This is a genomic window from Bartonella sp. A05, from assembly GCF_026930145.1.
Classification (GTDB): domain Bacteria; phylum Pseudomonadota; class Alphaproteobacteria; order Rhizobiales; family Rhizobiaceae; genus Bartonella.
The window spans coordinates 78074-102668 of sequence record NZ_JANHOJ010000004.1 but is presented as its reverse complement, the minus strand read 5'-3'; the positions used below and the strand labels follow the sequence as shown (position 1 = coordinate 102668).

The following is a 24595-nucleotide window of genomic DNA, read 5'->3' as shown; positions in this document are numbered from 1 at the left end:
TCCTATCTCTTTATAATACCTTGAGTATTATATCGAAAATATCTTCATAATAGATTTGAGCACTGGACAGGTAATATAATCACAGTTTACTTTATTTGTTTTTACCTTCTATATAGGTAGCAAGAATATCAACTTCTTGCTTATTAAATAAAAGGCCAAGCTTTGAACGACGCCATAACACATCTTCACACGTTCTAGCCCATTCCTTTTCCATTAACCATTTTACTTCTATTTCATAAAGCCCATGTCCAAAATCTTTTCCTCTATCTGCATTACCATTTGCAAATATCACAAGCGCCTCTGAACCATAAGAGCGCGCAAGTCTGCGACAGGTAAAAGAATCTAAATCAGGAAGCAAAGAAGAGATCCTTTTTTCAATCATATCCAATCTATTATAGGGGAAATCACCCCCTGGCAGTACTGAATCCAGTGTCCATGGCACTCCCTTGGAACCAAGAGCTTTTTCAATAAACTCCATCGCCTCTTCAGCCAGTTTGCGATAAGTTGTGATTTTGCCACCATAAAGGTTTAGAATTCGTGGAGCGCCTTCTTTACCAATCTCTTTGAGAACATAATCTCGCGTTGTTTCCTGTGCTTTTAAAACGCCATTATCATAAAGTGGGCGAACACCAGAATAGGTCCATACAATACTTTCACGTAATACTGGTTGTGTAAAATATTCACTTGCTGCTACACAAATATAGTCAATTTCTGCATCGCTAATATGTACATCGGAAGGATCACCTTGATAGTCACAATCCGTCGTTCCAATCAACGTAAATTCTTCCTGATATGGAATGGAAAAAATAATACGACCATCACCATTTTGAAAAATATAAGCACGATCATGATCATAAAGTTTAGGAACTAAAACATGAGAGCCTTTAACCAGCCTCACTGGTGGATTCCCATTATAATCTAATACATTTATCAAAATGCGATTAATCCAGGGCCCGACCATATTAGCAACATAAGAAGCTGTAACGTGATATTCTTGAGCATTCAACTTATCACGAAGGGTAATAAGCCATTTTTGGCCCTCTATTTTTAAGGATAAAACTTCCGTCCGGACTTTTATATCGGCGCCCCATTTTTCTGCGTCACGCGCATTAGCGATAACCAAACGGGCATCATCAACGATTGCATCAGAATACTCAAAACCTTTATGATAATTGTCTTTAAGCACAGTTTTAAATTTTTTTGAAAAATTAACCATTTTTGTGCGCCACAATTTTTGATTCAAACCGCCGAGAAAATCATAAATAAAAAGCCCAAAGCGCAACATCCAAGCAGGACGTAATCCTTTATGATAAGGAAGAATAAAGCGCAAAGGACGCACAATATGCGGAGCCATACGCCAAATAACTTCGCGTTCCCTCAATGCTTCACGAACAAGTCTGAATTCATAGTGTTCAAGATAACGAAGACCGCCATGAATCAGTTTTGTTGACGCACTGGATGTGCCTGATGCAAGATCATTCATTTCAGCTAATCCAACACAAAACCCGCGACCGGCAGCATCTCTCGCTATTCCACATCCATTTATCCCACCACCAATGATAAACAAATCATAATGCGTTGTGATCTTCATCTTTCCACTTTCATATTAATATTAAGGTAAAACTAAAAAAGAGGTCATGTTATGTCAAACATTGTTAAAAACAATCAGTGACTCTTCAATAACAGTAGATGCTCGGCATAAAAGAAATAACTCACTTGAGAGAGCATAAAAAACTCCGTAAATGCATACGCATAACAATTTTTAAAGCAGATGTGAACTGAAATAAAAAATCTTCTCTTAAGTAAACTGCTTTATAGATACTTTTAGAGCATCTCTCTTCCTTGTGTTAACTGGAAAGCACTTGTGTTCATTGGAGAGCATCATGAATACATAAACAGTATTACCTTAATTTTACAGAAATTATACCCTCTCTACAAAAATAAAGTAAGTGAACTGAGTAAAGTAACTATTAGAGTAGGTGTATTACATAAATATTTTTCATAAAAATCAAAAAAGAAATTAATATTCTTTCTGTAATCTATTAGATATACACTTATGTTAAATGCCTTATTGCACATACACGATACTCTCCGTATAATTTATCCAATAAATACTCTAATAAAAATATAAAGGTATACAGATGACTCATCAATCCCAGCACTCAAAAATAACATTCATTGCAAAGTTATCAATAACAACCGTGCTGGGTATTTTAATCTGCTTACCTTTATCAAAAGCAGGAGAAAAAGAAAAAAATCCAACGCATTCGACTATAGAAAATCTTAAAATGCAGATTCTCGAAGATCCTGCTTTTTTATCAAAATTTAGTGAGAAACTCATACCATATATAACGAACAATCATATTCAACAAACAAATGATAAATATATCCAACAGATTGTAAAAAATTATCTTTTAAACAATCCAGAAATTATGATTGAAGTGCAAATGATCCTCCAAGAAAAGATGGAAAAGCAATACAAGCAAGAGACTCAAAAACAAGCTGAAGCTATCAAATTATGGGAAAAAGAAATTTTTCAATCTCCTGACGATGCTGTTTTAGGAAATCCCAACGGCAAAATAGTAGTCGTCGAATTCTTTGATTATAATTGTCAGTACTGTAAACAGTCTCATTCTCATATGATGAACTTAATAAAAAAGAACTCGGATCTTCGGGTCGTTATTAAAGATTTACCGATTTTAGGAGCTGATTCAGTGGACGCTCATACTATTGCTTATGCTTTTCGCAAACAATTTCCTAATAAATATTTTCAATTTTATAAAGAACTTTTAACAAGCAAAGGTCGCGCAAATGGAGCTAAAGCCATGAAAATAGCAGTTGCATTAGGAGCAAATGAAAAAGAGCTGCGCGATGCAATACCAAACCTTAACATACAGGAATCCTTTAAAAAAAGTGTTCAAATTGCCTCTGCATTGAATATTTCAGGTACTCCTACTTATATAATTGGTGATAGAGTGTTTATGGGAGCTGTGGGAGAAGATCTTTTGAAAGCCGCAATAAAAAGCGTACAATGAATATCTATATTGCTCTCAAACCTATTGAAGGGATATTTTATATAGCATTTTCTGCTTTATTAACAAACTTATAAATCTCATTGTATGAATTAGAAATCTAAAATTGTGAAATATGCGCAAATATCAGAAAAAATGAATCTTAAATACAAAAAATTTAAAGAGATCACGAGAAGATATTTGGTCATAAAATTTGAGAATAGCGATCTTCATCGATCAAGGAGTTAAAAATAAGATGACAACAAAAAAAATGGACGCGACAAAACGTACCGGAATTGACACGGCAATTATCCGCGACCTCGCTGAGATTTTGAATGATACAAACCTAACCAATATTGAACTGGAACAGAATGGTCTTCGCATTCGTGTATCACGCCAAAATACTTTAACCTCTTCTGAACAAACAATTTATGCACCCATTTCTACTCCTGCTGTAGCTTCTCCTCCAACTCAAACGACTACTGTAACGCCTATAGAAACACCTATAAAAGAAAACAAATTAAAGGATGCAATCACATCCCCAATGGTTGGCACAGCATATCTTGCACCTGCACCAGGCGAAAAAGCATTCGTAGAGATAGGACAAAATGTTTCTGAAGGTCAAACATTACTTATCATTGAAGCAATGAAAACAATGAATCAAGTTCCATCACCACGCTCTGGTACTGTAACCGCTATTTTTGTTAAAGATGGTCAACCAGTTGAATTTGGTGATCCACTTATTGTTGTTGAATGAAGCAAGGAAAAGTTATGATTCGAAAAATTCTCATTGCTAATCGAGGAGAAATTGCTCTTCGTGTGCTACGTGCTTGTAAAGAACTTGGAATTAAAAGCGTAGCCGTTCATTCAACTGCTGACGCTGATGCTATGCATGTCCGCCTTGCTGATGAAAGTGTTTGTATTGGCCCTCCTTCATCTCGTGATTCTTATTTGAATATTTATCAAATTCTTGCTGCATGCGAGATTACGGGAGCTGATGCAATTCATCCAGGTTATGGTTTTCTTTCTGAAAATGCTAAGTTTGCAGATGTTTTGGAAGCTCATGATATTACATTTATTGGTCCAACGGCCGCGCATATTCGTATGATGGGCGATAAAATTGAAGCTAAAAAAACAGCTAAAAAGCTTGGAATTCCTGTTGTACCAGGTTCTGAAGAAGCCATCAGTGATGATAATGAAGCTTTGCGTATTGCAAATGAAATCGGTTACCCTGTTATTATTAAAGCTTCTGCTGGCGGTGGTGGACGCGGTATGAAAGTTGTACGTTCTGAGCAAGAACTTTCTGTAGCTCTTAGCACAACACGTTCAGAAGCTGGAGCAGCTTTTAATAATGATGCAGTTTATATCGAAAAATATCTAGAACAACCACGCCATATTGAAATTCAGATTATGGGTGATGGCGCTGGTAATGCTATCCATTTAGGAGAACGTGATTGTTCCATTCAACGGCGTCACCAAAAAGTATGGGAAGAAGCTTTTTCGCCTATAATTAGTGAATCAGAACGAAAAAAAATTGGTGACATTGTTTCAAACGCCTGTGCAAATCTTGGATATCGTGGAGCGGGAACCATTGAATTTCTTTATGAAAATGGCGAATTCTACTTTATTGAAATGAATACTCGCTTACAAGTTGAGCACCCTGTAACTGAAGCAATTACAGGCATGGATTTGGTTCATGAACAGATTCGTATTGCGTCTGGCCAAGGGCTTTCAGTCGCACAAAACGATATTCGCTTCTTTGGCCACGCTATTGAATGTCGTATCAATGCTGAAGACCCTATTAATTTCACACCATCGCCAGGACTCATTACACACTTCCATACTCCTGGAGGCTTAGGTGTTCGAATTGATTCAGGAGCCTATTCAGGCTACCATATTCCGCCCTATTATGATAGCTTAATTGGAAAGCTGATCGTTCATGGGCAGACACGTTTAGAATGTATGATGCGTTTACGGCGTGCTTTGGATGAATTTGTAATTGATGGAATCAAAACCACTTTGCCTCTGTTTCACGATCTCATTAATAATCAAGATATTATAGAAGGTAATTATAACATTCACTGGCTAGAGAAATATCTCTCTAATAAGTCAGATTCACCAAAAGTGTGAACAATAAGAAATATTAAGCAGCAATTCCTTAAAGTATAGTTTATATTTTTTAGATGCATCTTGGTGCTATTATCCTTGCTATAAGAAGTAATACTTAATGGAATATATTCTTACAAATAATGGGTGTATAAAAAAGATATTTAATAAAAGGAACTCAAAATAATGAAATTTTACACCCTTTAATACGAAATGCCTCATTTATTTTGATGCAATAAAATTTCTAAAGTAATGTTATAAAAATCAAAACTTATAGATAAAGGATTTTTTTAACTTATTGGAAATAGAGTAATAATTATTAAAAAATTTTATAAAAGATAATAAAGTGATAAAAGATTCGGTTACTTTATAATCTAGGATATAATTTCTTAAAAAGATGTAGCAAAATTTATAACTTTCTATTTGCCTTTTTGTAAGTTTATGCTAATTCTAATGCATTGTTGCCCTTATAGCTCAGTTGGTAGAGCACCTGATTTGTAATCAGGGGGTCGGGAGTTCAAGTCTCTCTGGGGGCACCACTTCATCTTAAAGAATTTAATAAAATCTGTAAGTTAGCTACTTTAATCATTTTTTGATCTGCCCGCTAGCTAGTCTACCTTATTTATGTGAATCATTTATGATCTGCAAAATATCTGGTCCTCTGATTGGAATCGTTTGCATTTACAAAGGTTCTGCGATTCTGCGGTTTGTCGTGCCCCTCTACTTCAAAAATTATTTTTAGACCTGTATTCTAACGAAGAGCACAATAAAAAAATCTTATTTTGATTCTTTTCTAAATTTTTAAAATTTTTCAAACATTTCTGTAAAAATTTTCAATAAAGAAGATATTCTTATACAGCATTATCTTTTAAAGAGATGTGGACTTTCAAAAGCAAGCCTTTCTCTTGTTTTTTGCAATTGTACAATGATTTCGTCAATTTTTGATGGGGGATAAGAAATTTCTTTGTCGGTTGACGCAGATTGCTTCTCTCCACCTTCATAAAAACACTGCATCTGAGATTGAAGTATTCTAATTTCTTGAAAAAAAAGGCGTCCTGTTTCCTTAAAACCATTATTAAGTGAAAAAAGTTGATCTGAAATCGAAGTCAAAATTTGTTTTAAAAAACGCTCATTTTCTTGACGCTGACGATACTCTAAAATAAGAGCATAACTTATTTCATCCAACTGTTTTTTCGTAGAATCAATTTTATTCAACAAATCTGATTTTCCCCCCATGTTATCCTTTTTTGCTTTCAAAAGCATAGCATGAATATCCAATAACCTAGCTGCAGAATGAGACAAATAATCGACTAACGTCTGTGTATTAGCATAGTGCTTTTGTGTAACCATCATGAACTCACCTTAATGACTGGTTTTATATTTTTATCCCACTATTCACCTTTTATTTTATAAAATTATTCTAAAGAAAATGCTAAAGTAGTATTTCTAATTCATTTTATATTTGATAATTACTTCTACTCCTTTCATCTTGAACGATGCGTTAACGGAGATAAAAGATGTAGAGGTGTATAAAAAATAAGGCGTGTTGTTTTTTCTAAAACACTGTGACCATCAGCAAGAATTGCTTGACTGGGTGATAATTCTGTGCCTTGCATAATCATTGAAGCTAACGACCCTTCTCGAGAAAGAGCCATCAATGTTGGAGAAGATGCGAATACACTGTGCTCTCCACCATCAACATTAGAGAGATCAATGACAGCTATTCCATTCTTGCGCAATATTTCAATATCGGAACCATCCCCTATACGAGAATGCCCACCCGTAAGACGCCCTGAAACAGCAAGAGCTCTATCTTTACGAGATACCAAAATAGCTGTTGGTTGAGGTAATTCCTTAATATCATTAAGTTGGCGCTCAAACACATCAAGATCAATATCCGGTGCAGCCATTAAGAAACTTGTAATACGCTGAATTTGCTTATATTTTCCTTGTAATGCCAAAGTTCTAAACGCTTCCATCGTAATAAAATTTCCCATAGAATGCGCAATAATCGAAACATGTTCAGCATTTGTTTTACTAATAATTATCAAAAGCTCCAACAGTCCATCACGTGCAAAATTAGCGCTATCACGATCATAAATATAAAGAGGTATCGATCCAGCAGAAGGCCATGAATAGTGTACCGTAACTGTATTCAAAGAATAATCATGGGTGAATTGAGCGGCACGAAATGTACCATCAGCAAAATTGTTGTTGTAACCATGAATAAAAAGAAAAATCTCTTTTTTCCCTTTGGGCTTCTTAGCTAAAGCAGCATTTAATTTCTGCTTAAACTGTTCCTTGTTATCATATTTGTGCAAAGCCACTGCTGCAAAATATTTATCGTGAGTGGGTTTATATGCATTCGTTTCAACCATACCTTTTACATGTCGTTGAGGAATTCCTACATCAACACGATTATAGTGTACTTGATTTGATCGCGCAGCTCCATAAGGCTGAGAATAACTATTCTGCATCTTACGACTCGTTGCAACATATACTGGAACGATAGCTTGCGGAGGAATCGGTTCACCTTCAACTTCCCGTTGTACTGCAATCATAGACGGTGTGGCATGTATTCCATGCCAAAGCACAGCACGCGACCTACTACATGCTGCTAACAAAGCAATGCAAATCAGAAGTGCCAAATATTTTAAAAAAATGATACTTTTCATTGTAATGCTACCTAGTTATCTTAAAAAGAGTCTATGTTTTAAGCCGCACAGTACGAAGACAAAATTTCTGATAATCTGAAATAGAGCCATCATTAAGATGCGCATTACAATAAATAATAAAAAAAGAAGAAATTTCAGCTTCTAATACGTATTTTATATGACTATTATATTATTATTTGCATTTCACATTAACTATAGAACACACCAACTATAGAATAAAATGGTGCGGTCGAGAAGACTCGAACTTCCACGAGTTGCCTCACAGCGACCTCAACGCTGCGCGTCTACCAATTCCGCCACGACCGCACACAGTAAAAATAAAATGTATCAATTATTGGCATGTAACAAATCGTAAAGAAAGTCACAAGCTCATTTTCGCATTCTTATAATTTATTTTGTTAAAATCATTAATATTTCGATATAAAAGTGAGCATTTTACCGTAAGCTGCGAACCATTGTCATAAAATTAACCTGTGCAGCTTGATCTTTTGCATAAGCACCATGAAAACTTGTTGTAATCGTCATCGTACCCTGTTTTTGTACTCCTCTCATAGCCATGCACATGTGTTCAGCCTCAATCAATACCGCAACACCACGTGGTTTTAGATATGTTTGCAAAGCATCAGCCACTTGAGCTGTCATGGTTTCTTGTGTTTGTAAACGGCGAGAAAAAACATCTACAACACGTGCAATTTTTGAAAGACCAACAACTTTTGCATCAGGAATATAAGCAATATGAGCTTTACCAACGATGGGAATCATATGGTGTTCGCAATGTGAATAAAAAGAGATATCCTTCATAATTACAGATTCATTATATCCCGAAACTTCTTCAAAAACTGTGCCCAAAATTTCTTCAACCGATTCGCTATAACCGGTAAAAAGATCGCGATATGCTTTGGCAACACGACTTGGAGTATCTAAAAGCCCTTCTCGATTTGGATTTTCTCCTATCCATAACAACAATGTGCGAATTGCTGCCTCTACTTCCTCAAAACTAGGACGCTCTTTCTCAAATGAAAATGAGTCTGTAGCTACTCCTTTTACAAAATTATGCATTAAAAACTCCAGCTTACTATGTACAAAATATCTGTTACATATCCATTTTATTCTGTATAATCTCTATGCAAGCGAATTAAAAGTGTGAACAACAGTTATAACTCTTGAAATTTCAGGCCGTAGCCTTATGATTGACGATATCTATAATGGCAGAATACTTAAATATGCTGCCAATATGAGTAAAATTGGTCGCCTTAGTAATCCAGATGCAACGTCAAGAAAACACGCGCGACTTTGCGGTTCAACGGTTATCGTAGATCTCAAAGTAAAAGATGATATCGTTATAGATTTTTGCCATGAAGTACGTGCCTGCACACTTGGGCAAGCTTCGTCTTCTATTTTAGCGGATCACATCATTGGCAAAAAAATACAGGATCTAAAACTGTTACAAAAAACTATTAAAAATATGCTAACAAAGGATGGCCCTCCCCCTTCTGCTCCATTTGAAGAATTTTCTTGCTTGCAGCCCATTAAAAATTATAAAGCACGTCATGCATCAACAATGCTTACCTTTGATGCAGTTGTGGATTGTATTGAACAAATTGAAAAAAAGAAACGGTTAAGCTGCACGCCCCCTTATAGAAATGTGTTCCTGTAAAAAAAAGCTACAAACCCGGAATTACACAGGTCCTTGGCGAAAAACTCCTGGGCGGTTAATTGGTATTGCGTTTATACGCCTTTATCAAATAACGCTTTCTAGTTTTATAGGAAACCAATGCCGTCATATGCCAACCTGCTCAGAATATACTTATGAAGCAATCGTACGCCACGGCTTATGGGCTGGTGCGTGGATGGGTTTTTTTCGTATCGTGCGTTGTGGTCCATTTGGAACACATGGTTTTGATCCGGTACCACTCTCTCTTGAGAGTTTTTATTGTTTTTATAAACCTTGGCGCTATTGGAAAATTTCTACCAAACATAACAAATAGTTCTTCTTTTTCTCATGCATATTAGTAAAAACTTATTAGTAGAAAACTAATGCATCTAAAAGAAAAAAGGAATAGCAATATGTTAATAGATATACTTGCATCTGTATAACGGTTGCTGTAGTCGTTTCCACACTATTAATATGGGAAAAATACAAATTTTATTGGAGACTTAATAATCTAATGAAAGAAAAAGAAGAGCTATTAATCAAATGCACAGAATGAATAACTAAAGATCATGAATGACATCAGGATCACAAATAAAAAAGAAGCAAACCTCGTGTTATGAATATTCAACGCGAAGAAAATGGGCAAACGCTTAAATCAATAAACCCAAGAATTAACTCTAATGAAGAAGCCTATAAATATAGGTTTTTTTTCGAAATATTTGTAAAAAAGACAAAAAATCCTTTAAGCAGAAACTATATTGGAAGATTGTTGATTTTGAATTAACTTTATCTTATCATCATTGGGTTTTCACGTAACCATCCGCAATCGTTAGCGGAATTGGATTAAAAGGGTGTTTTATGTCTTGCTCTGTTTCTCTTTCTTTTCCCGATGGCTCAAAACGTGATTACCCTGTTGGAATGACAGGCTTAGAATTAGCTGAATCCATTTCTAAATCACTCGCAAAAAAAGCAGTTGCCTATAACCTCAATGGTATTGCTCGAGATCTTTCAGATCCATTAAGCCAATCTGGTCGGGTGGAAATTATTACCCGCGATGATTCACGTGCACTTGAATTAATACGCCATGATTGCGCGCATGTTTTAGCCGAAGCAGTACAAGAGCTATTTCCTGAAACACAAGTTACAATAGGTCCAGTTATTGAAAATGGTTTTTATTATGATTTTGCACGGAAACAGCCTTTCACTCTAGATGATCTCACAATCATTGAAAAAAAAATGCATGAAATTATCCAACGCAATAAAGCTTTCAGAAAGGAAATTTGGACACGCGAAAAAGCCAAAAAAGTTTTTGCTGAAAAAGGTGAATTCTATAAAGTTGAGCTCATTAATGCCATTCCAGAAAATCAAGAATTGAAAATCTATTATCAAGGTGATTGGTTTGATCTTTGCCGCGGTCCACATATGCAATCTACTGGCCAAATCGGTAGTGCATTCAAATTGATGAAAGTTGCCGGAGCCTATTGGCGTGGAGATGTCAATAATCCTATGTTAACAAGAATTTATGGCACAGCATTTACTAATGAAAATGACTTAAAAGCCTATCTCCATACTTTAGAAGAAGCTGAAAAGCGCGATCATCGCCGCTTAGGACGTGAAATGGATTTATTTCATTTTCAAGAAGAAGGCCCAGGGATGATTTTCTGGCATCCTAAAGGCTGGAAAATGTTCCAAAATTTGATTAGCTATATGCGTCGACGCCTCGATGATCATCAATATGCAGAAGTGAATGCACCGCAAGTTCTTGATAAATCACTTTGGGAAACATCTGGTCATTGGGGATGGTATAAAGAGAATATGTTTAAAACAATCCCAGCTACTAATAACTGGGATGATGAACATGTTTACGCCCTTAAACCAATGAATTGCCCTGGTCATGTGCAGATTTTTAAACATGGTTTAAAATCTTACCGCGATTTGCCTGTTAGGCTAGCTGAATTTGGTCTTGTCCATCGTTACGAACCTTCAGGTTCTTTACACGGTCTCATGCGCGTGCGTAGCTTTACACAAGATGATGCGCATATTTTTTGTACCGATGAGCAATTGGCTGACGAATGTTTTAAGATTAATGATCTTATCTTATCCACTTATGCTGACTTCGGTTTCGAAGAAATTAGTCTTAAGCTCTCAACACGTCCTGAAAAACGTGTCGGCCCTGACGAATTATGGGACCATGCAGAGAATATCATGACATCTGTTCTTAAAACTATCGAAACAGAATCCGCAGGACGCATTAAAACAAGTATCCTTCCTGGTGAAGGTGCATTCTATGGACCAAAATTTGAATATACATTAAAAGATGCTATCGGTCGCGAATGGCAATGTGGCACAACGCAGGTAGACTTTAATCTACCTGAACGTTTTGATGCATTCTATATTGATAAGGATTCAGAAAAGCGCCAACCTGTTATGATTCATCGAGCTATTTTAGGTTCGATGGAGCGTTTTTTTGGTATATTAATTGAAAATTTTTCTGGACATATGCCGCTTTGGCTTGCACCTCAACAAGTCGTTGTAGCAACAATTACATCCGAAGCAAACGAATATGCAAAAAAGATAACGGCAAAGCTTAGAACAGCTGGTCTCTCAGCAATATTAGATCTTCGCAATGAAAAAATTAACTATAAAATACGTGAACATTCTTTACAGAAAGTTCCTGTAATTTTCGTATGTGGTAAACGCGAATCCGAAACAAATAGTATAAATATACGCCGCTTGGGCAGTATGAATCAAATTGTTTTACCTATAGAAGAAGCCATTAAACAACTTGCAGATGAAGCAACACCTCCAGATTTACGTCGTTTGATGAATGCTTAAAGCATGAAAATTAAAAGGCTAATAATTCTGAACTAATCTGAACTAAAATGGCTGTTGCTATTACCTATAGAAGAAAATATTAAAACAACACATAAACGCAGCGATGCTCTCAGACCCATGTCGTTAATGCACTAACACAGAAACTAAAGAATAACCACAAATTTTAAAGGAGATATCGTATGACGCTATTGTGGTTGACTATATTTATTATACTACTAATAGTGGTGGTAGGGTCAATTATCCTTGCCTTTTTTGAAAAATATTAATACAGCTAAGAGTTGTCTCAAATATAATGGATAACTCTCTTAATAAAAAAAGAGTGGTGTAAACACCACTCTTCACCACAACTTTAACAATAAAGGAAATAAAAGGAAATAAAAATAATATATAACTCATATATTACGGAATAAACAATACCTATTGCTCCCGCGCTCTGTCCAGTACGCGCTTACATTCAATTAATTCAAGTAATGCTTCCTGTAATAATATTTTATCAGTCTTATCCTGATGGCTGTCAACAGCACCGACAGATACTTCCTCCTCACCCCTCATGAAACCTAAAAGCCCAAATGCTGCCTTTTTGGGTTTAACTTGAGCAAATTTAGATTCTTGCTCTGCGTGCTTTTTTTCTACAACAACATTCATAGCATCAAGATCGCCATTGCCAAGCGCGATAACAAAAGCAGCACCATTATCTTTCAAAAAACGTTGCACACCTTTTATAGTATAACCCTGTGCATAAAGTAATTCCTTAATACCATTAAGTAAATCAACATCAGCAGGACGATAATAACGCCTTCCACCACCGCGCTTCAATGGCTTAATCTGAGGAAAACGCGTTTCCCAAAATCTTAATACATGCTGCGGAAGCCCCAACAACTCAGCTACTTCGCTAATTGTGCGAAAAGCATCAGGGCTCTTGTCCATTTTAATACCTTACCTAAATAAATGATTTATAAACTACCGATTAATTTTCTTACCAATATTGGTCAAAAATAAGGTCATATTCAACTAATTTAAATATTTTTTCTAACAATAAAAGCAGAAGATCTTAGTTAACAAAATCTTTTTAACAAATACAAGATGTTTTGATATCAAAATTATTTTTGTTGCGCACGGTGTGCATCTACAATTCTTTGCTTAAGCGCATTTGCTGCTTTGAATGTTACCACACGCCTTGGCGGAATGGGTGCTTCTACGCCTGTTTTTGGATTGCGACCAACCCGTTCACTTTTATTGCGAACTTGAAAAGTTGCAAAAGAAGACAATTTGACTACTTCACCTTTTACAAGTGAATTGCAAATTTCGTCTAAAACAAATTCAACCAAAGCTGCTGATTCAGTGTGTGACAAGCCCACTCTCCTACAAACCGCGTTAGCCAAATCCGCACGCGTTACTGTCTTACTTGTCATTATAATTACCTATTCAAAATTAAAGATTACAAAGTGATTTATACGTTTTATTCAAATATGGTCAAGTTGCCATAATCTACCAACGAACAAGAATCGCTCCCCATGTAAACCCACCTCCCATAGCTTCTAGCATAATGAGATCTCCTTTTTTAATTCTTCCATCTTGAACAGCCGTTGTCAAAGCTAATGGTACTGATGCTGCAGACGTATTACCGTGTTGATCAATAGTAATTACAACCTTATCTATCGCGATTCCTAACTTTTTAGCTGATGCTTCAATGATGCGTCTATTGGCCTGATGTGGCACAAACCAATCTAATTGAGAAGGGTTCATATTAACGGCAGCAAAACAATCATCAATCACATCAGTTATCATACCGACAGCATATTTAAATACTTCCCGCCCATCCATACGTAAATGACCTGTTGTTTGCGTTGTTGAAGGACCTCCATCGACATACAACTTATCTTTATACGCACCATCAGAACGTAACTTTGTAGACAATATACCGCGATCAGAAGCACAGCTATCTTCAATTTCTCGCGCTTCTAAGACAGCTGCACCCGCACCATCACCAAACAAAACACATGTCGTACGATCTTGCCAATCCAAAATTCGAGAGAATGTTTCAGATCCAATCACCAAAATCCTTTTGCTTGCTCCGCTGCGTAAATAAGCATCTCCCGTTGTTAACGCAAAAATAAAACCGGAACAAACAGCTTGAATATCAAAAGCAAAACCATGCCGCATCCCTAGAGCATGTTGAATCTCAACCGAAGAAGCTGGAAAAGTTCGGTTTGGCGTTGAAGTCGCTAAAATAATACAATCAATATCTTGTATTGTTATACCAGCATTTTTTAGTGCAGCTTGCGCTGCCGCTACTCCCAAAGAGACGGTTGTTTCATCTTCATCGGCTATGTAACGCTGGTGAATCCCCGTACGCTGAACAATCCACGAATCAGATGTTTCAACAAACATCGAAATCTCATCATTCGATAAGCTTTTTTTGGGTAAGGCACTTCCTATACCGCACACAACTGATCGAATCATTCGGCTATAACCTTTTCCTGAAATTTCTTACTTGCACTGCGAATGTTGATCATATTGTTTCTCCACTGACCATAGCTCCACTTTCATCTTCAAAAAATGCTGTTCTACCCTCATGAAAACGACGTAAATCTGCAGTTATTTTTTCCAAAAGTCCGCTCCTCGCCATCTCATAACCAACACGAATAGCGGAAGCAAAACCGCCAGCATTAGCACTACCATGACTTTTTATAACAATACCATTCAAACCTAACAGTACACCACCATTGACTCTATCAGGATCCATTTTTTGTCTTAATTTACGGAAAGCACCTCGCGACAAAAAATAACCCAGAGACGAGCAAAGAGAACTACGCATAGCAACGTTTAAGATTTCACTCATCTGTCGCGCAGTTCCTTCTGCTGCTTTTAAAGCAATATTTCCAGAAAATCCTTCAGTCACAACAACATCAACTGTTCCTTTTCCAATGTCATCGCCTTCAACAAATCCCTTATACTCTAGCCCGTCTAACTGTACCTTACGCAACATCATTCCGGCTTTTTTTATTTCATAAAGACCTTTGACTTCTTCAACACCGACATTTAAAAGCCCAACACTTGGTTTTTCAACATGATATAAAGCGCGAAACATACCAGCCCCCATAACCGCCAGATCAACCAATTGCCCAGCAGATGCACCAATCGTTGCCCCAATATCTAGAACAATACTTTCATGACGAAGTGTTGGCCAAATACCAGCAATTCCAGGACGTTCAGCTTCTGCCATCATTTTCAAACAAAAATAAGACATTGCCATAAGCGCACCAGTATTGCCAGCTGAAATACAAGCATCAGCTTCGCCATTTTTTACTGCCTCAATAGCACACCACATTGATGATTTACCACGCCCAATGCGAAGTGCTTGGCTTGGTTTTTCATCCATACATGTATAACTTTCTGTTGGATAAAATCGCGATGCGGTAACCAAACAAGGATATTTTTTTAAAATTGGCTTAACAGTTTTCTCTATTCCGTAAAACAAAAAATGAATATTGGGTAATTTTTTTTGAGCAATCGCTGCTCCCGAAATAATAACCTCTGGGCCATAATCACCACCCATTACATCCACAGAAATCCTAATCACGCCTCATATCCCACATCTTTAAATTTACATTGCAATTTTTGGCCACTGCACAACCCCCAAACTTATAGCTAAAATAACTCTGCAAAAAATACTGTTTTTATGCTGATGTACAACAGATATTTTTTATTTATATGTTTATAATTACATTAACTTTTTCAAAACAGAAAATGGCGACAATTTTTGCTCAATTTCTTCTGAACTGTTAATAACATCCATGCTTATATCCTTTTTGCGTGGATAATGATCAATTGACAATTCAAAAAATTCTTCCATGAGCGCACCAATATCAATTTTATCATCATAAAAAACTTCTGGTATATCTGGACCATGTACATCTAAAAACAACTCACCCGTATCTTCTGATGTTTTTGGTTTAACAAAATTTAAATCTCCAGGAACAAATACAACATCTATTTTTTCATGAATAATATTTTCTAGTGGTTCTAATGTAACAACACATGATTGTATTATATGAGATCGCAGTAAACCTTGTATACGCACTCCACGTTTTTTCCATGGTGAAATCTGGAACTCTCCCTCATAAAGTTTCACTTCAACTAAATCGTGATTTTTAGCCAAATGTACACGCTCTTGTTGATTTGCACAAATATGAATCTTCATACCTTTAACAGGTAATGAATGCACTAAAATCGGATAAGTTAAAGCAAACGTCATTTGAGAAACATTTTGAACATTCATTGATAAAACTCCACAATATAAATATTGTAGTATATTGTGCCTTTATTTGGTCAGATTACATTTTATGAGTTGTAAAATTTTCTTTTCTAAAGGAATTCTATATGGCATACTTTCTTTTGTAATTGAAGAAGCTTAGCATAAGCCATAGCAGATTATATTAAATTTAAAAGTTAAAAAAGGCTTAGATGTGCCTTCTTATTGTGTATTCAGTATAGACATGGAGATATCATTGTTTCAAATGCCCCGCAAAATAACCTTAATAAAACATAAGTTGTTACTTAGCTCATTAATAGCAAGTATGGTGGTAATTGCTGGTTGTAGTTCTAATCCTTTAAATTCGGAGCAGATATATAGAGAAGGCTATATCCTTGATCAGAATGCTCTTGATTCTATTTCTATTGGATCAAGTCAAGAACAAGTCCTTTTGGCTTTAGGATCTCCCTCATTAAAGGTAAAATACGACAACGAGGTTTTCTATTATATTTCACAAACTCGGTATCGGGGAGTGCAATTTATGAAAACCAAAATAATTGATCGTAAAGTTTTGGCCATTTACTTTAATAAAAAAAATCAGGTGGCAAAAATAGCTAATTATGGTCTACAAGATGGTAAAATTTTTGATTTCGTCTCACAAACAACACCAACGACTAATAAAGATCAGAATTTCTTATTACAGATTATCAAAGAATCTACAAAAAATATTATAAATTGACTAATTGTGAGTAGCTAGCTTTTACAAATAACCATAAAATCCCAATAATAGTGGGATTTTATCATTCTTTTAAAAGTGGATTTCTTTTGCTATTTTATCAAGAACTGCATTAACAAGTTTTGGCTCATCACTTTCAAAAAATGCTTTTGCTATATCAACATATTCATTCACAACAACAGCAACAGGAACATCCTTGCGGTTTATTAATTCCCATAAGCCTGCTCGCAGAACAGCTCGTAATATCGAATTAATACGTGAAAGTGACCATTGTTCAGGAAGTTGCTGATGCAGCATAGGATCCAGCTGTTTTTGATCTCGTACAACACCAGCTATAATAGCTCGAAACCATTGAAAATCAACTGCAAGATACTGATCTCCATCAATATTTTTTCCTAGACGATAAGCCTCATACTCAGCTGCTATTTCCGTAACACCAGTACCTACTATATCCATTTGATACAGCGCCTGTACTGCAGCAAGCCTTGCCGCTCCGCGTTTGTTGGCCAAGCGCAAAGAATATTTGCTTTTTGTACGCGTCATATTAATGCTTATCTCCAAATCTCTTCTTTAGAGCAATCATACATAAAGCAGCTTCAGCAGCAAAACCACCTTTATTTTGTTCATCTTGTTTTGCGCGTGCCCATGCTTGTTCTTCATTTTCAACAGTCAAAATACCATTTCCAATAGCCAAATGTCGATGAACAGTTAAATCCATTAATGCTCTACAGGAATGGTCAGCGACAATTTCAAAATGATATGTCTCACCCCGAATAACACAACCAAGCGCTATATAACCATTATAAGATATTTGGCTATTTTTTTCAGCAAAAGCTATCGCACCCGGAACCTCCAACGCTCCCGGCACCGTCACAATATCATAACTTACTTCAGCTTTTTGTAAAACACCAACCGCACCGGCAAGAAGCGCATCAGAAATTCCATCATAAAAACGCGCTTCTACAATCAATACATGTGGCTGTTTCTGTATTTTGGGGAGCATAATGAAACCTCAATAGAAAAAATCAATAAAGGAATTTTGTGTAGCAGAATACCAAATCTTTAAAAATACAACACATTTTCCAGCTCATTCATCTTTCATTGTAAAGCCAGAAAGTCTAGCAGCATAACGAGCAATTTGATCAACTTCTAGATTTATCTGGTCACCAACTTTGGCTTGTCCCCATGTTGTTACTTCAAGCGTATGGCGAATAATAAGGACATCAAAAATATTATCTTTAACGCTATTAACAGTTAGAGATGTACCATTAAGTGCAACAGAACCTTTTTCCGCAAGAAAGGGTGCCCACCGTATTGGAACTTGCAAAATAAAACGAACCGCATCACCTTCACTTTTCTGGTCAATAATCTCAGCCAAACCATCAACATGACCTGACACCAAATGTCCCCCCATTTCATCTCCAAGCCGTAGCGAACGCTCTAAATTAACGTATGTTCCTTTCGTCCATTGTGCAAGATTAGTCAAACGCAATGCTTCTTCCCATGCTTCCACAGCAAACCAATTGGCACATACTTGTGTTTGCCCGTGCTCAACAACTGTCAAACAAATTCCTGAACACGCAATTGACGCACCAATTTTTAAATTCTCTACATCATAGCGAGTAGAAATATTGAAACGTCGCCCCTGCTTTAAAAACTGGATATCTTCAACACAACCGATATCCGTTATAATCCCTGTAAACATAATGTCTTGCGCCTCCATTTACAAAAACGGTCATTTCCGAGCATTCTCGTCTCAATTTGTTTAAATTCCGAAAGATAAGCCTCAAAATGAGGAGCTTCAATACGATTATCTCCTAAGATGATTGGTGCATGAAAGCATATCACATGATCTACACAACCAGCATTTAAAAACTTCTCTCCTGTCTTAACTCCACCCTCAAGTAAAACGCTATTGATTCCACGTTGATAAAGCAGCTGTAAAACAACAAAGGGCGGCATACAATTATGATTAACTTCTACAGAACACACAGACACACCACGCTTTTCCAGCGCCTTTTTTTTGCTTTTATTCAAAAGAGTTGCATTACAAAAAACCCAAGTAGGAATTTTTGCTGCTGTTTGAACAACTCTTGCATCAAGTGGAATACGTAAATCTGAATCCAAAACAACACGTATAGGAGAGCGCATTTCTAACCCTGGCAAACGGCAGTTTAATTGTGGATCATCAGCTAATATAGTGCCAATACCAACCATAATAGCATTATTTTGCGCTCTCAGAATATGAGTATATGTATGAGCCATTGCGCCACTAATTTTTAATCCACCCTGCCCCGTTTTACCCACACCATTATCTTTAGAAATTGCCATTTTTAAAGTCACTGCACACCGTTGCAATTTCTTTATGCATATATAAGAACTTAATACTTCAAACGCTTCTTCAGCAAGAACCTCCTCAATAACTTCAATGCCAGCTGCGCGTAAAAGAGCAATACCACGGCCATTAACCCGCTTATCTGGATCAGTAAGAGCAATAACAACCCGCGAAATACCTGATTCAATAAGTGCATTTACACATGGGGAAGTCTTCCCATAATGTGAACAAGGCTCCAAAGTAACATAGGCAGTTGCGTTATGAGCTAATGAACCAGCCATACCTAAAGCTTGCACTTCGGCATGCGGCCTTCCGCCAACAGCTGTTACACCATAACCAACAATGCATGCCTCCATACCATCACTTCGTACAATTAACGCACCGACGGAAGGGTTTTCACCAGTAAGGCCAATATGACGCTCTGCTAAGCGAATAGCTGCAGCCATAAATCGCTTATCTTGTTCTTCTTTATTCATCAAAAAAAGATTCTATATCCGTCACATCTTTTGACAATTCATTTATAACATTATGAAAGTCACTTGCATTACGAAAATCTCGATATACAGAAGCAAAACGGATATACGCAATATCGTCAATGCTCTTTAAAGACTCCATAACAAGACACCCAATTTTTTCTGAAGCAATCTCAGGTTCTCCTAAACTCTCAAGCCGACGTACAATACCAGAAATTGCCTGTTCAATACGCTCATGATCAATATTCCGTTTACGTACTGCTACATCAACCGATCGCGTTAATTTATCACGATCGAATGGCTCACAACGACCGCTTTTTTTAAGAACCAAAAGTTCACGCAACTGAACACGCTCAAAGGTTGTAAAACGACCACCACAAATGGAACACACACGACGGCGACGAATGACCGCTCCTTCCTCCGCAGGGCGTGAATCCTTAACTTGTGTATCCTCAGATTGACAGTATGGGCAACGCATTTTTTGTACACCTTAATTAGGGGCAAGATAGGAATAAAGAGGAAATTTTTCTGTCATATTCTTTACCTTTTTCTTAACAGAAATTTCCACGGCAGCATTTTCTTCATCGTTGTTTACAGCTCTAAGACCATCAAGAACTTCGGAAATAAAGTCACAAATTTGTATAAATTCACTTGCTGCAAAACCACGTGTTGTTGCAGCAGGTGTACCTAAACGAATGCCCGATGTTATAAATGGCTGTTCGGGATCAAAAGGAATACTATTTTTATTGCAGATAATTCCAGCACGCCCCAAAGCTAACGCTGCACTTTTTCCTGTTATGCTTTTGGAACGCAAATCAAGCAATAATAGATGATTATCTGTACCGCCAGAAACAATGTTAAAGCCATTATTCTGTAAACCATTGACCAAGGTTTTCGCATTAGAAACAACATTAGCAGCATAATTTTTAAAAGCGGGTTGTAAAGCCTCTCCTAGTGCGACAGCTTTAGCAGCGATGACGTGCATCAAAGGACCACCTTGAAGACCTGGAAAAACGGCTGAATTAATTTTTTTTGCTAAAGTTTCATCATTCGTCAATATCATACCACCACGAGGACCGCGCAATGACTTATGCGTTGTAGTGGTAATAACATGAGCATATGGTATAGGAGAAGGATGAACACCACCAGCAACTAAACCTGCAATATGAGACATATCAACCATTAAATAAGCCCCAATCTCATCTGTAATTTCACGAAACCGCTTCCAATCCCATATACGCGAATAAGCCGTTCCACCTGCTATTATAAGCTTTGGCTTATGCTTTTTTGCAAGACGTTCAACTTCTTCCATATCGATAAGCTGATCGTCTTGACGAACACCATAGGAAACAACATCAAACCATTTTCCAGACATATTAACAGCTGAGCCATGCGTAAGATGACCACCAGAATTCAAATCCAATCCCATAAATGTATCACCAGGTTGTAGCAAAGCTAAGAATACAGCTTGATTCATTTGGCTACCAGAATTCGGTTGAACATTTACAAAAGCAGCACCAAAAAGCTCCTTTGCTCGCTCAATTGCTAATTTTTCAACCAAATCTGCAAAATGGCAACCAATATAGTAGCGTTTTCCTGGATAACCTTCTGCATATTTATTGGTAAAAACGGACCCCTGCGCTTCAAGAACCGCTCTCGAAACAATATTTTCTGACGCTATCAGTTCAATTTCAGAACGTTGGCGTTCAAGTTCACCATTTATAGCATCTAAAACCGCAGAATCCACGGTTTGTAAATCATCGTTAAAAAAACGCTTCTGTAGTTCATTTATTTGCTGTGTCATAAAATACGTCCTAACATTAGAAAAAATGAAATAATGGATAGTAACATAACGGCTTATATAGATAAAATACTTTAAGCTATTCTAATTGCCAAAATTGAAAATACAGTAGATAAACTAATTACAAATACACTTTGATTCTTTTACAATTTTAACAAGGAGAAACTTTCTAAATTGTTCTTATTACTATATCTTTTGTACAAAAAAGATAAACTATGGAATTATCATCTCCAAACATCTAATACTTTGAGTCAAATTATGATCATACAAGCTAGATATTGCAGCAAAAAATTGATTTAAGGCAACTATGATGGCGACAAAAATCTTTATTGATGGTGAACATGGAACAACCGGACTACAAATACAAAAACGGTTAGCAAATCGTTCTGATTTAGAATTGCTCTCTATTCCTCATGCAGACCGACATAGAATTGACTCTCGGCAAGAGTATCTTAACCAAGCAGATATTGCTATTTTATGTCTTCCAGATGATACCGCACGCGAAACAGTCAAACTTCTCAAAAATAACAAAAGAATTAGAATCATTGATAGCTCAACAGCCCACCGCATTGCATCGGGATGGGTTTACGGCTTTCCTGAAATGACAACAGGACAAAAAGAACGCATCCAAGAAGCGCGTTATGTTACTAATCCTGGATGTTATCCCACTGGAGCAATTAGCTTGATTCGTCCTTTACGTGAAGCAGGTTTATTAGACGCCCATTATCCAATATCAATTAATGCTATATCTGGCTATACAGGTGGAGGTAAACAATTAATCGCTCAAATGGAAAATAAATCTCAAAAAAATGCCCTTTGGAAAAATTACTTTGTTTATGGTCTTAATCTTAAACATAAACACGTGCCAGAAATAAAAATCCACGGACAAATCGAGCAAACACCCATTTTTGTACCAAGTGTTGGTCGTTTTCCTCAAGGAATGATCGTAAACCTTCCATTACATCGCAGTTTATTCACAAAATCCGCAAATTGCTCTAATCTGCGCGAAATTTTTAATGCTCATTACAATGGTCAAAATATTATATCCATCGCATCACAAGAAGAGACTAATACGCTTACCAAACTAGACCCAGAATGCTTAGCGCATAAAGATAACATGAAACTTTTCGTCTTCGGCAACGAAAATGAAGATATTTTCAATCTCTGTGCCGTATTAGATAATTTGGGAAAAGGTGCAGCAGCAGCTGTTGTTCAAAACCTTGATTTAATGCTCTTAGGACGCTAGCGTTTCCCGTTGCCAATCCTTATCAACAATGGGATATGCTCCCTTTGTTGCGCGCCAATGCGCAACTGAAAAGCATAATATTACCAATGCAACACCTTGGTGAATAAGACCAAAATTTATTGGAACCTCATTTAACAATGTAATAATCCCTAAAAATGCTTGGGCAACAATGACAGAACATAAAAAAAACGCACGGCGAGCATGAGTCGAATGCGGAATATACCTATGTACGTATAGAGCGTGAATAATCGCTATAATAAACAAAAAGTAAGCAATGCAACGATGAATAAATTGAACTGTCAAAGGATTTTCAAATAAATTGAGCCAAACTGGATTATAATTCAACAAACCATCAGGAATAATCTGACCATCCATTAATGGCCATGTATTGTACATTTTACCCGCATGGAGACCTGCTACTAAAGCACCAAAATAAATCTCAATTAAAATAAAAAAAACAAGCCAACCCGCAAAACGTTGAACAGCTTGGTCTGTTGGTCTTTCTGAATATTCAGAAAGACCTCGAGATAAATAAGTAACAAAAATTATAACAAAACATGCTGTTATGAGATGAATCGCTAAACGGTATTGACTAACACTTGTTAGATTACTTTGACCAAGACCGGATGCCACCATCCACCAGCCAATAACACCTTGAAATGCAATCAGAACCGGTACAGAAATCAACTGCAACAACATATTTTTTTCAATACGCTTAGTGACCCAAAACCAAAATAGACCTAATAAAGAGACAAGACCAACAAGGCGACCAAGAACACGATGCCCCCATTCCCACCAAAAAATAACCTTAAAAGCATTTAATGTCATATCATGATTCAGCAATTTATATTGCGCTATCTGTTGATACTTCGAAAATTCTTCCTGCCATTGATCTGTACCAATCGGCGGGATCACGCCATGTATTGGTTTCCATTCAGTTATAGATAACCCGGATCCTGTTAAGCGAGTTGCTCCCCCAACTAAAACAATAATCAAACAAAGAACTAAAATCGTATCAAGCCATACTTGAATCTGTTTCCGATTTTTCTTTTGTAGAGGTGTCAAAGTGATATCATCCAATTTTTTTATTGCCATTTCTGATCGCCCCCACTCAATTTATCTCCAGCTGTAAATATCTTTCAAGTTTAAACACTAAATCGCGATTGTTGCAATAAATGCAACAATGTTATTCAAAAATAAGTGTCTGTACTATAACATGTGAGCATTCTTTCCGTTTTGCAAAGCTTAATTATGCAATAACGCGGTAACAGTTTTCATAAATTTGGATACCCCTCCACACTATCCAGCCATATTTATTAAAGGGAAAACAAGAATAAACAGTCTATTCATTGCGCAATATGCTAAGAGTACCATTTGGAGTAACTTTGTACACAAATAACATCATGCAGCTGCACCCATTAATATCGCTCAATCCTCGATGTGAATCAAAAGCAAGATTAATCAGATC

General features: G+C 36.6%; 24 protein-coding genes and 2 tRNA genes. 9 read left to right on the top strand and 17 right to left on the bottom strand.

The window, feature by feature from the left end:
- Positions 1-91: 91 nt before the first annotated feature.
- A complete protein-coding gene (gene glpD, locus NPX98_RS05075; protein ID WP_269023070.1) occupies positions 92-1591 on the bottom strand; it encodes a glycerol-3-phosphate dehydrogenase in 1500 nt (499 codons plus the stop codon).
- Positions 1592-2141: 550 nt separating this feature from the next.
- Between glpD and NPX98_RS05070 the strand changes: the two genes are divergently transcribed.
- The 4 genes from NPX98_RS05070 to NPX98_RS05055 all read left to right on the top strand — a co-directional run bounded on the left by NPX98_RS05070 (position 2142) and on the right by NPX98_RS05055 (position 5656).
- Entirely contained in the window at positions 2142-3035 is an 894-nt protein-coding gene (locus NPX98_RS05070; RefSeq protein WP_269023069.1) for a DsbA family protein, read from the top strand.
- A 232-nt stretch (positions 3036-3267) separates the two neighbouring features.
- The gene (gene accB, locus NPX98_RS05065; RefSeq protein ID WP_269023068.1) at positions 3268-3768 is read left to right on the top strand and encodes an acetyl-CoA carboxylase biotin carboxyl carrier protein; all 501 of its coding nucleotides are present in this window, start codon (positions 3268-3270) and stop codon (positions 3766-3768) included.
- Positions 3769-3782: 14 nt separating this feature from the next.
- Positions 3783-5141: an acetyl-CoA carboxylase biotin carboxylase subunit gene (gene accC, locus NPX98_RS05060; protein WP_269023067.1), complete on the top strand. Its 1359-nt coding sequence runs from the start codon at positions 3783-3785 to the stop codon at positions 5139-5141.
- A gap of 439 nt (positions 5142-5580) precedes the next feature.
- Positions 5581-5656 (top strand) — tRNA-Thr (locus NPX98_RS05055).
- A gap of 322 nt (positions 5657-5978) precedes the next feature.
- Here NPX98_RS05055 and NPX98_RS05050 read toward each other — a convergent pair.
- The 4 genes from NPX98_RS05050 to folE all read right to left on the bottom strand — a co-directional run bounded on the left by NPX98_RS05050 (position 5979) and on the right by folE (position 8851).
- Positions 5979-6467 carry a hypothetical protein gene (locus NPX98_RS05050; protein ID WP_269023162.1) on the bottom strand — a complete coding sequence of 163 codons (489 nt, stop codon included), beginning with the start codon at positions 6465-6467 and terminating at the stop codon, positions 5979-5981.
- A 134-nt stretch (positions 6468-6601) separates the two neighbouring features.
- A complete protein-coding gene (locus NPX98_RS05045) occupies positions 6602-7792 on the bottom strand; it encodes an alpha/beta hydrolase (protein ID WP_269023066.1) in 1191 nt (396 codons plus the stop codon).
- A gap of 221 nt (positions 7793-8013) precedes the next feature.
- A tRNA-Leu gene (locus NPX98_RS05040) sits at positions 8014-8098 on the bottom strand.
- Between the two features lie 129 nt (positions 8099-8227).
- Positions 8228-8851, bottom strand: a complete 624-nt coding sequence (gene folE / locus NPX98_RS05035) for a GTP cyclohydrolase I FolE (protein ID WP_269023065.1) — start codon at positions 8849-8851, stop codon at positions 8228-8230.
- 127 nt (positions 8852-8978) lie between these two features.
- On the opposite strand from folE, the gene NPX98_RS05030 reads away from it, so the two are divergent.
- The 3 genes from NPX98_RS05030 (at position 8979) to thrS (ending at position 12281) form a co-directional block, all read left to right on the top strand.
- A complete protein-coding gene (locus tag NPX98_RS05030) occupies positions 8979-9449 on the top strand; it encodes an iron-sulfur cluster assembly scaffold protein (RefSeq protein ID WP_269023064.1) in 471 nt (156 codons plus the stop codon).
- Complete coding sequence (yidD, locus tag NPX98_RS05025) at positions 9436-9780, top strand: membrane protein insertion efficiency factor YidD (protein WP_269023063.1); 345 nt, start codon at positions 9436-9438, stop codon at positions 9778-9780. The genes NPX98_RS05030 and yidD overlap by 14 nt, the downstream gene beginning before the upstream one ends.
- Before the next feature lie 524 nt (positions 9781-10304).
- Positions 10305-12281: a threonine--tRNA ligase gene (thrS, locus tag NPX98_RS05020; RefSeq protein WP_269023062.1), complete on the top strand. Its 1977-nt coding sequence runs from the start codon at positions 10305-10307 to the stop codon at positions 12279-12281.
- A 417-nt stretch (positions 12282-12698) separates the two neighbouring features.
- Here thrS and NPX98_RS05015 read toward each other — a convergent pair whose 3' ends face one another.
- From NPX98_RS05015 to NPX98_RS04995, 5 genes are all read right to left on the bottom strand, one after another.
- The gene (locus tag NPX98_RS05015; protein WP_269023061.1) at positions 12699-13208 is read right to left on the bottom strand and encodes a MerR family transcriptional regulator; all 510 of its coding nucleotides are present in this window, start codon (positions 13206-13208) and stop codon (positions 12699-12701) included.
- 173 nt (positions 13209-13381) lie between these two features.
- Positions 13382-13693 carry an integration host factor subunit alpha gene (locus tag NPX98_RS05010; RefSeq protein ID WP_269023060.1) on the bottom strand — a complete coding sequence of 104 codons (312 nt, stop codon included), beginning with the start codon at positions 13691-13693 and terminating at the stop codon, positions 13382-13384.
- A gap of 76 nt (positions 13694-13769) precedes the next feature.
- A complete protein-coding gene (locus tag NPX98_RS05005) occupies positions 13770-14744 on the bottom strand; it encodes a beta-ketoacyl-ACP synthase III (protein ID WP_269023059.1) in 975 nt (324 codons plus the stop codon).
- A gap of 49 nt (positions 14745-14793) precedes the next feature.
- Positions 14794-15864 (bottom strand): phosphate acyltransferase PlsX, encoded by a 1071-nt coding sequence (plsX, locus tag NPX98_RS05000; RefSeq protein WP_269023058.1) that lies wholly within the window; start codon positions 15862-15864, stop codon positions 14794-14796.
- A gap of 141 nt (positions 15865-16005) precedes the next feature.
- Entirely contained in the window at positions 16006-16563 is a 558-nt protein-coding gene (locus NPX98_RS04995; protein WP_269023057.1) for a DUF177 domain-containing protein, read from the bottom strand.
- A gap of 238 nt (positions 16564-16801) precedes the next feature.
- Here NPX98_RS04995 and NPX98_RS04990 point away from each other — a divergent pair, with 238 nt between their 5' ends.
- Positions 16802-17275 carry an outer membrane protein assembly factor BamE gene (locus NPX98_RS04990; RefSeq protein WP_269023161.1) on the top strand — a complete coding sequence of 158 codons (474 nt, stop codon included), beginning with the start codon at positions 16802-16804 and terminating at the stop codon, positions 17273-17275.
- Positions 17276-17344: 69 nt separating this feature from the next.
- Here NPX98_RS04990 and nusB read toward each other — a convergent pair whose 3' ends face one another.
- From nusB to glyA, 6 genes are all read right to left on the bottom strand, one after another.
- Positions 17345-17815, bottom strand: coding sequence for a transcription antitermination factor NusB (gene nusB / locus NPX98_RS04985; RefSeq protein WP_269023056.1), 471 nt, complete (start codon positions 17813-17815; stop codon positions 17345-17347).
- A gap of 1 nt (position 17816) precedes the next feature.
- On the bottom strand, positions 17817-18275 hold the full coding sequence (locus NPX98_RS04980; protein WP_269023055.1) for a 6,7-dimethyl-8-ribityllumazine synthase: 459 nt from the start codon (positions 18273-18275) through the stop codon (positions 17817-17819).
- A gap of 84 nt (positions 18276-18359) precedes the next feature.
- A complete protein-coding gene (locus tag NPX98_RS04975) occupies positions 18360-18977 on the bottom strand; it encodes a riboflavin synthase (RefSeq protein WP_269023054.1) in 618 nt (205 codons plus the stop codon).
- Positions 18959-20083, bottom strand: a complete 1125-nt coding sequence (ribD, locus tag NPX98_RS04970) for a bifunctional diaminohydroxyphosphoribosylaminopyrimidine deaminase/5-amino-6-(5-phosphoribosylamino)uracil reductase RibD (protein ID WP_269023053.1) — start codon at positions 20081-20083, stop codon at positions 18959-18961. The genes NPX98_RS04975 and ribD overlap by 19 nt, the downstream gene beginning before the upstream one ends.
- On the bottom strand, positions 20076-20558 hold the full coding sequence (nrdR, locus tag NPX98_RS04965) for a transcriptional regulator NrdR (RefSeq protein ID WP_269023052.1): 483 nt from the start codon (positions 20556-20558) through the stop codon (positions 20076-20078). Before nrdR ends, ribD begins: the two co-directional genes overlap by 8 nt.
- Positions 20559-20570: 12 nt before the next feature.
- Entirely contained in the window at positions 20571-21884 is a 1314-nt protein-coding gene (glyA, locus tag NPX98_RS04960; RefSeq protein ID WP_269023051.1) for a serine hydroxymethyltransferase, read from the bottom strand.
- A gap of 307 nt (positions 21885-22191) precedes the next feature.
- Here glyA and argC point away from each other — a divergent pair, with 307 nt between their 5' ends.
- Complete coding sequence (gene argC / locus NPX98_RS04955) at positions 22192-23127, top strand: N-acetyl-gamma-glutamyl-phosphate reductase (RefSeq protein WP_269023050.1); 936 nt, start codon at positions 22192-22194, stop codon at positions 23125-23127.
- On the opposite strand, the gene NPX98_RS04950 is transcribed toward argC, so the two are convergent.
- On the bottom strand, positions 23116-24222 hold the full coding sequence (locus NPX98_RS04950) for a COX15/CtaA family protein (protein ID WP_269023049.1): 1107 nt from the start codon (positions 24220-24222) through the stop codon (positions 23116-23118). The genes argC and NPX98_RS04950 overlap by 12 nt on opposite strands.
- Positions 24223-24595: the final 373 nt, after the last annotated feature.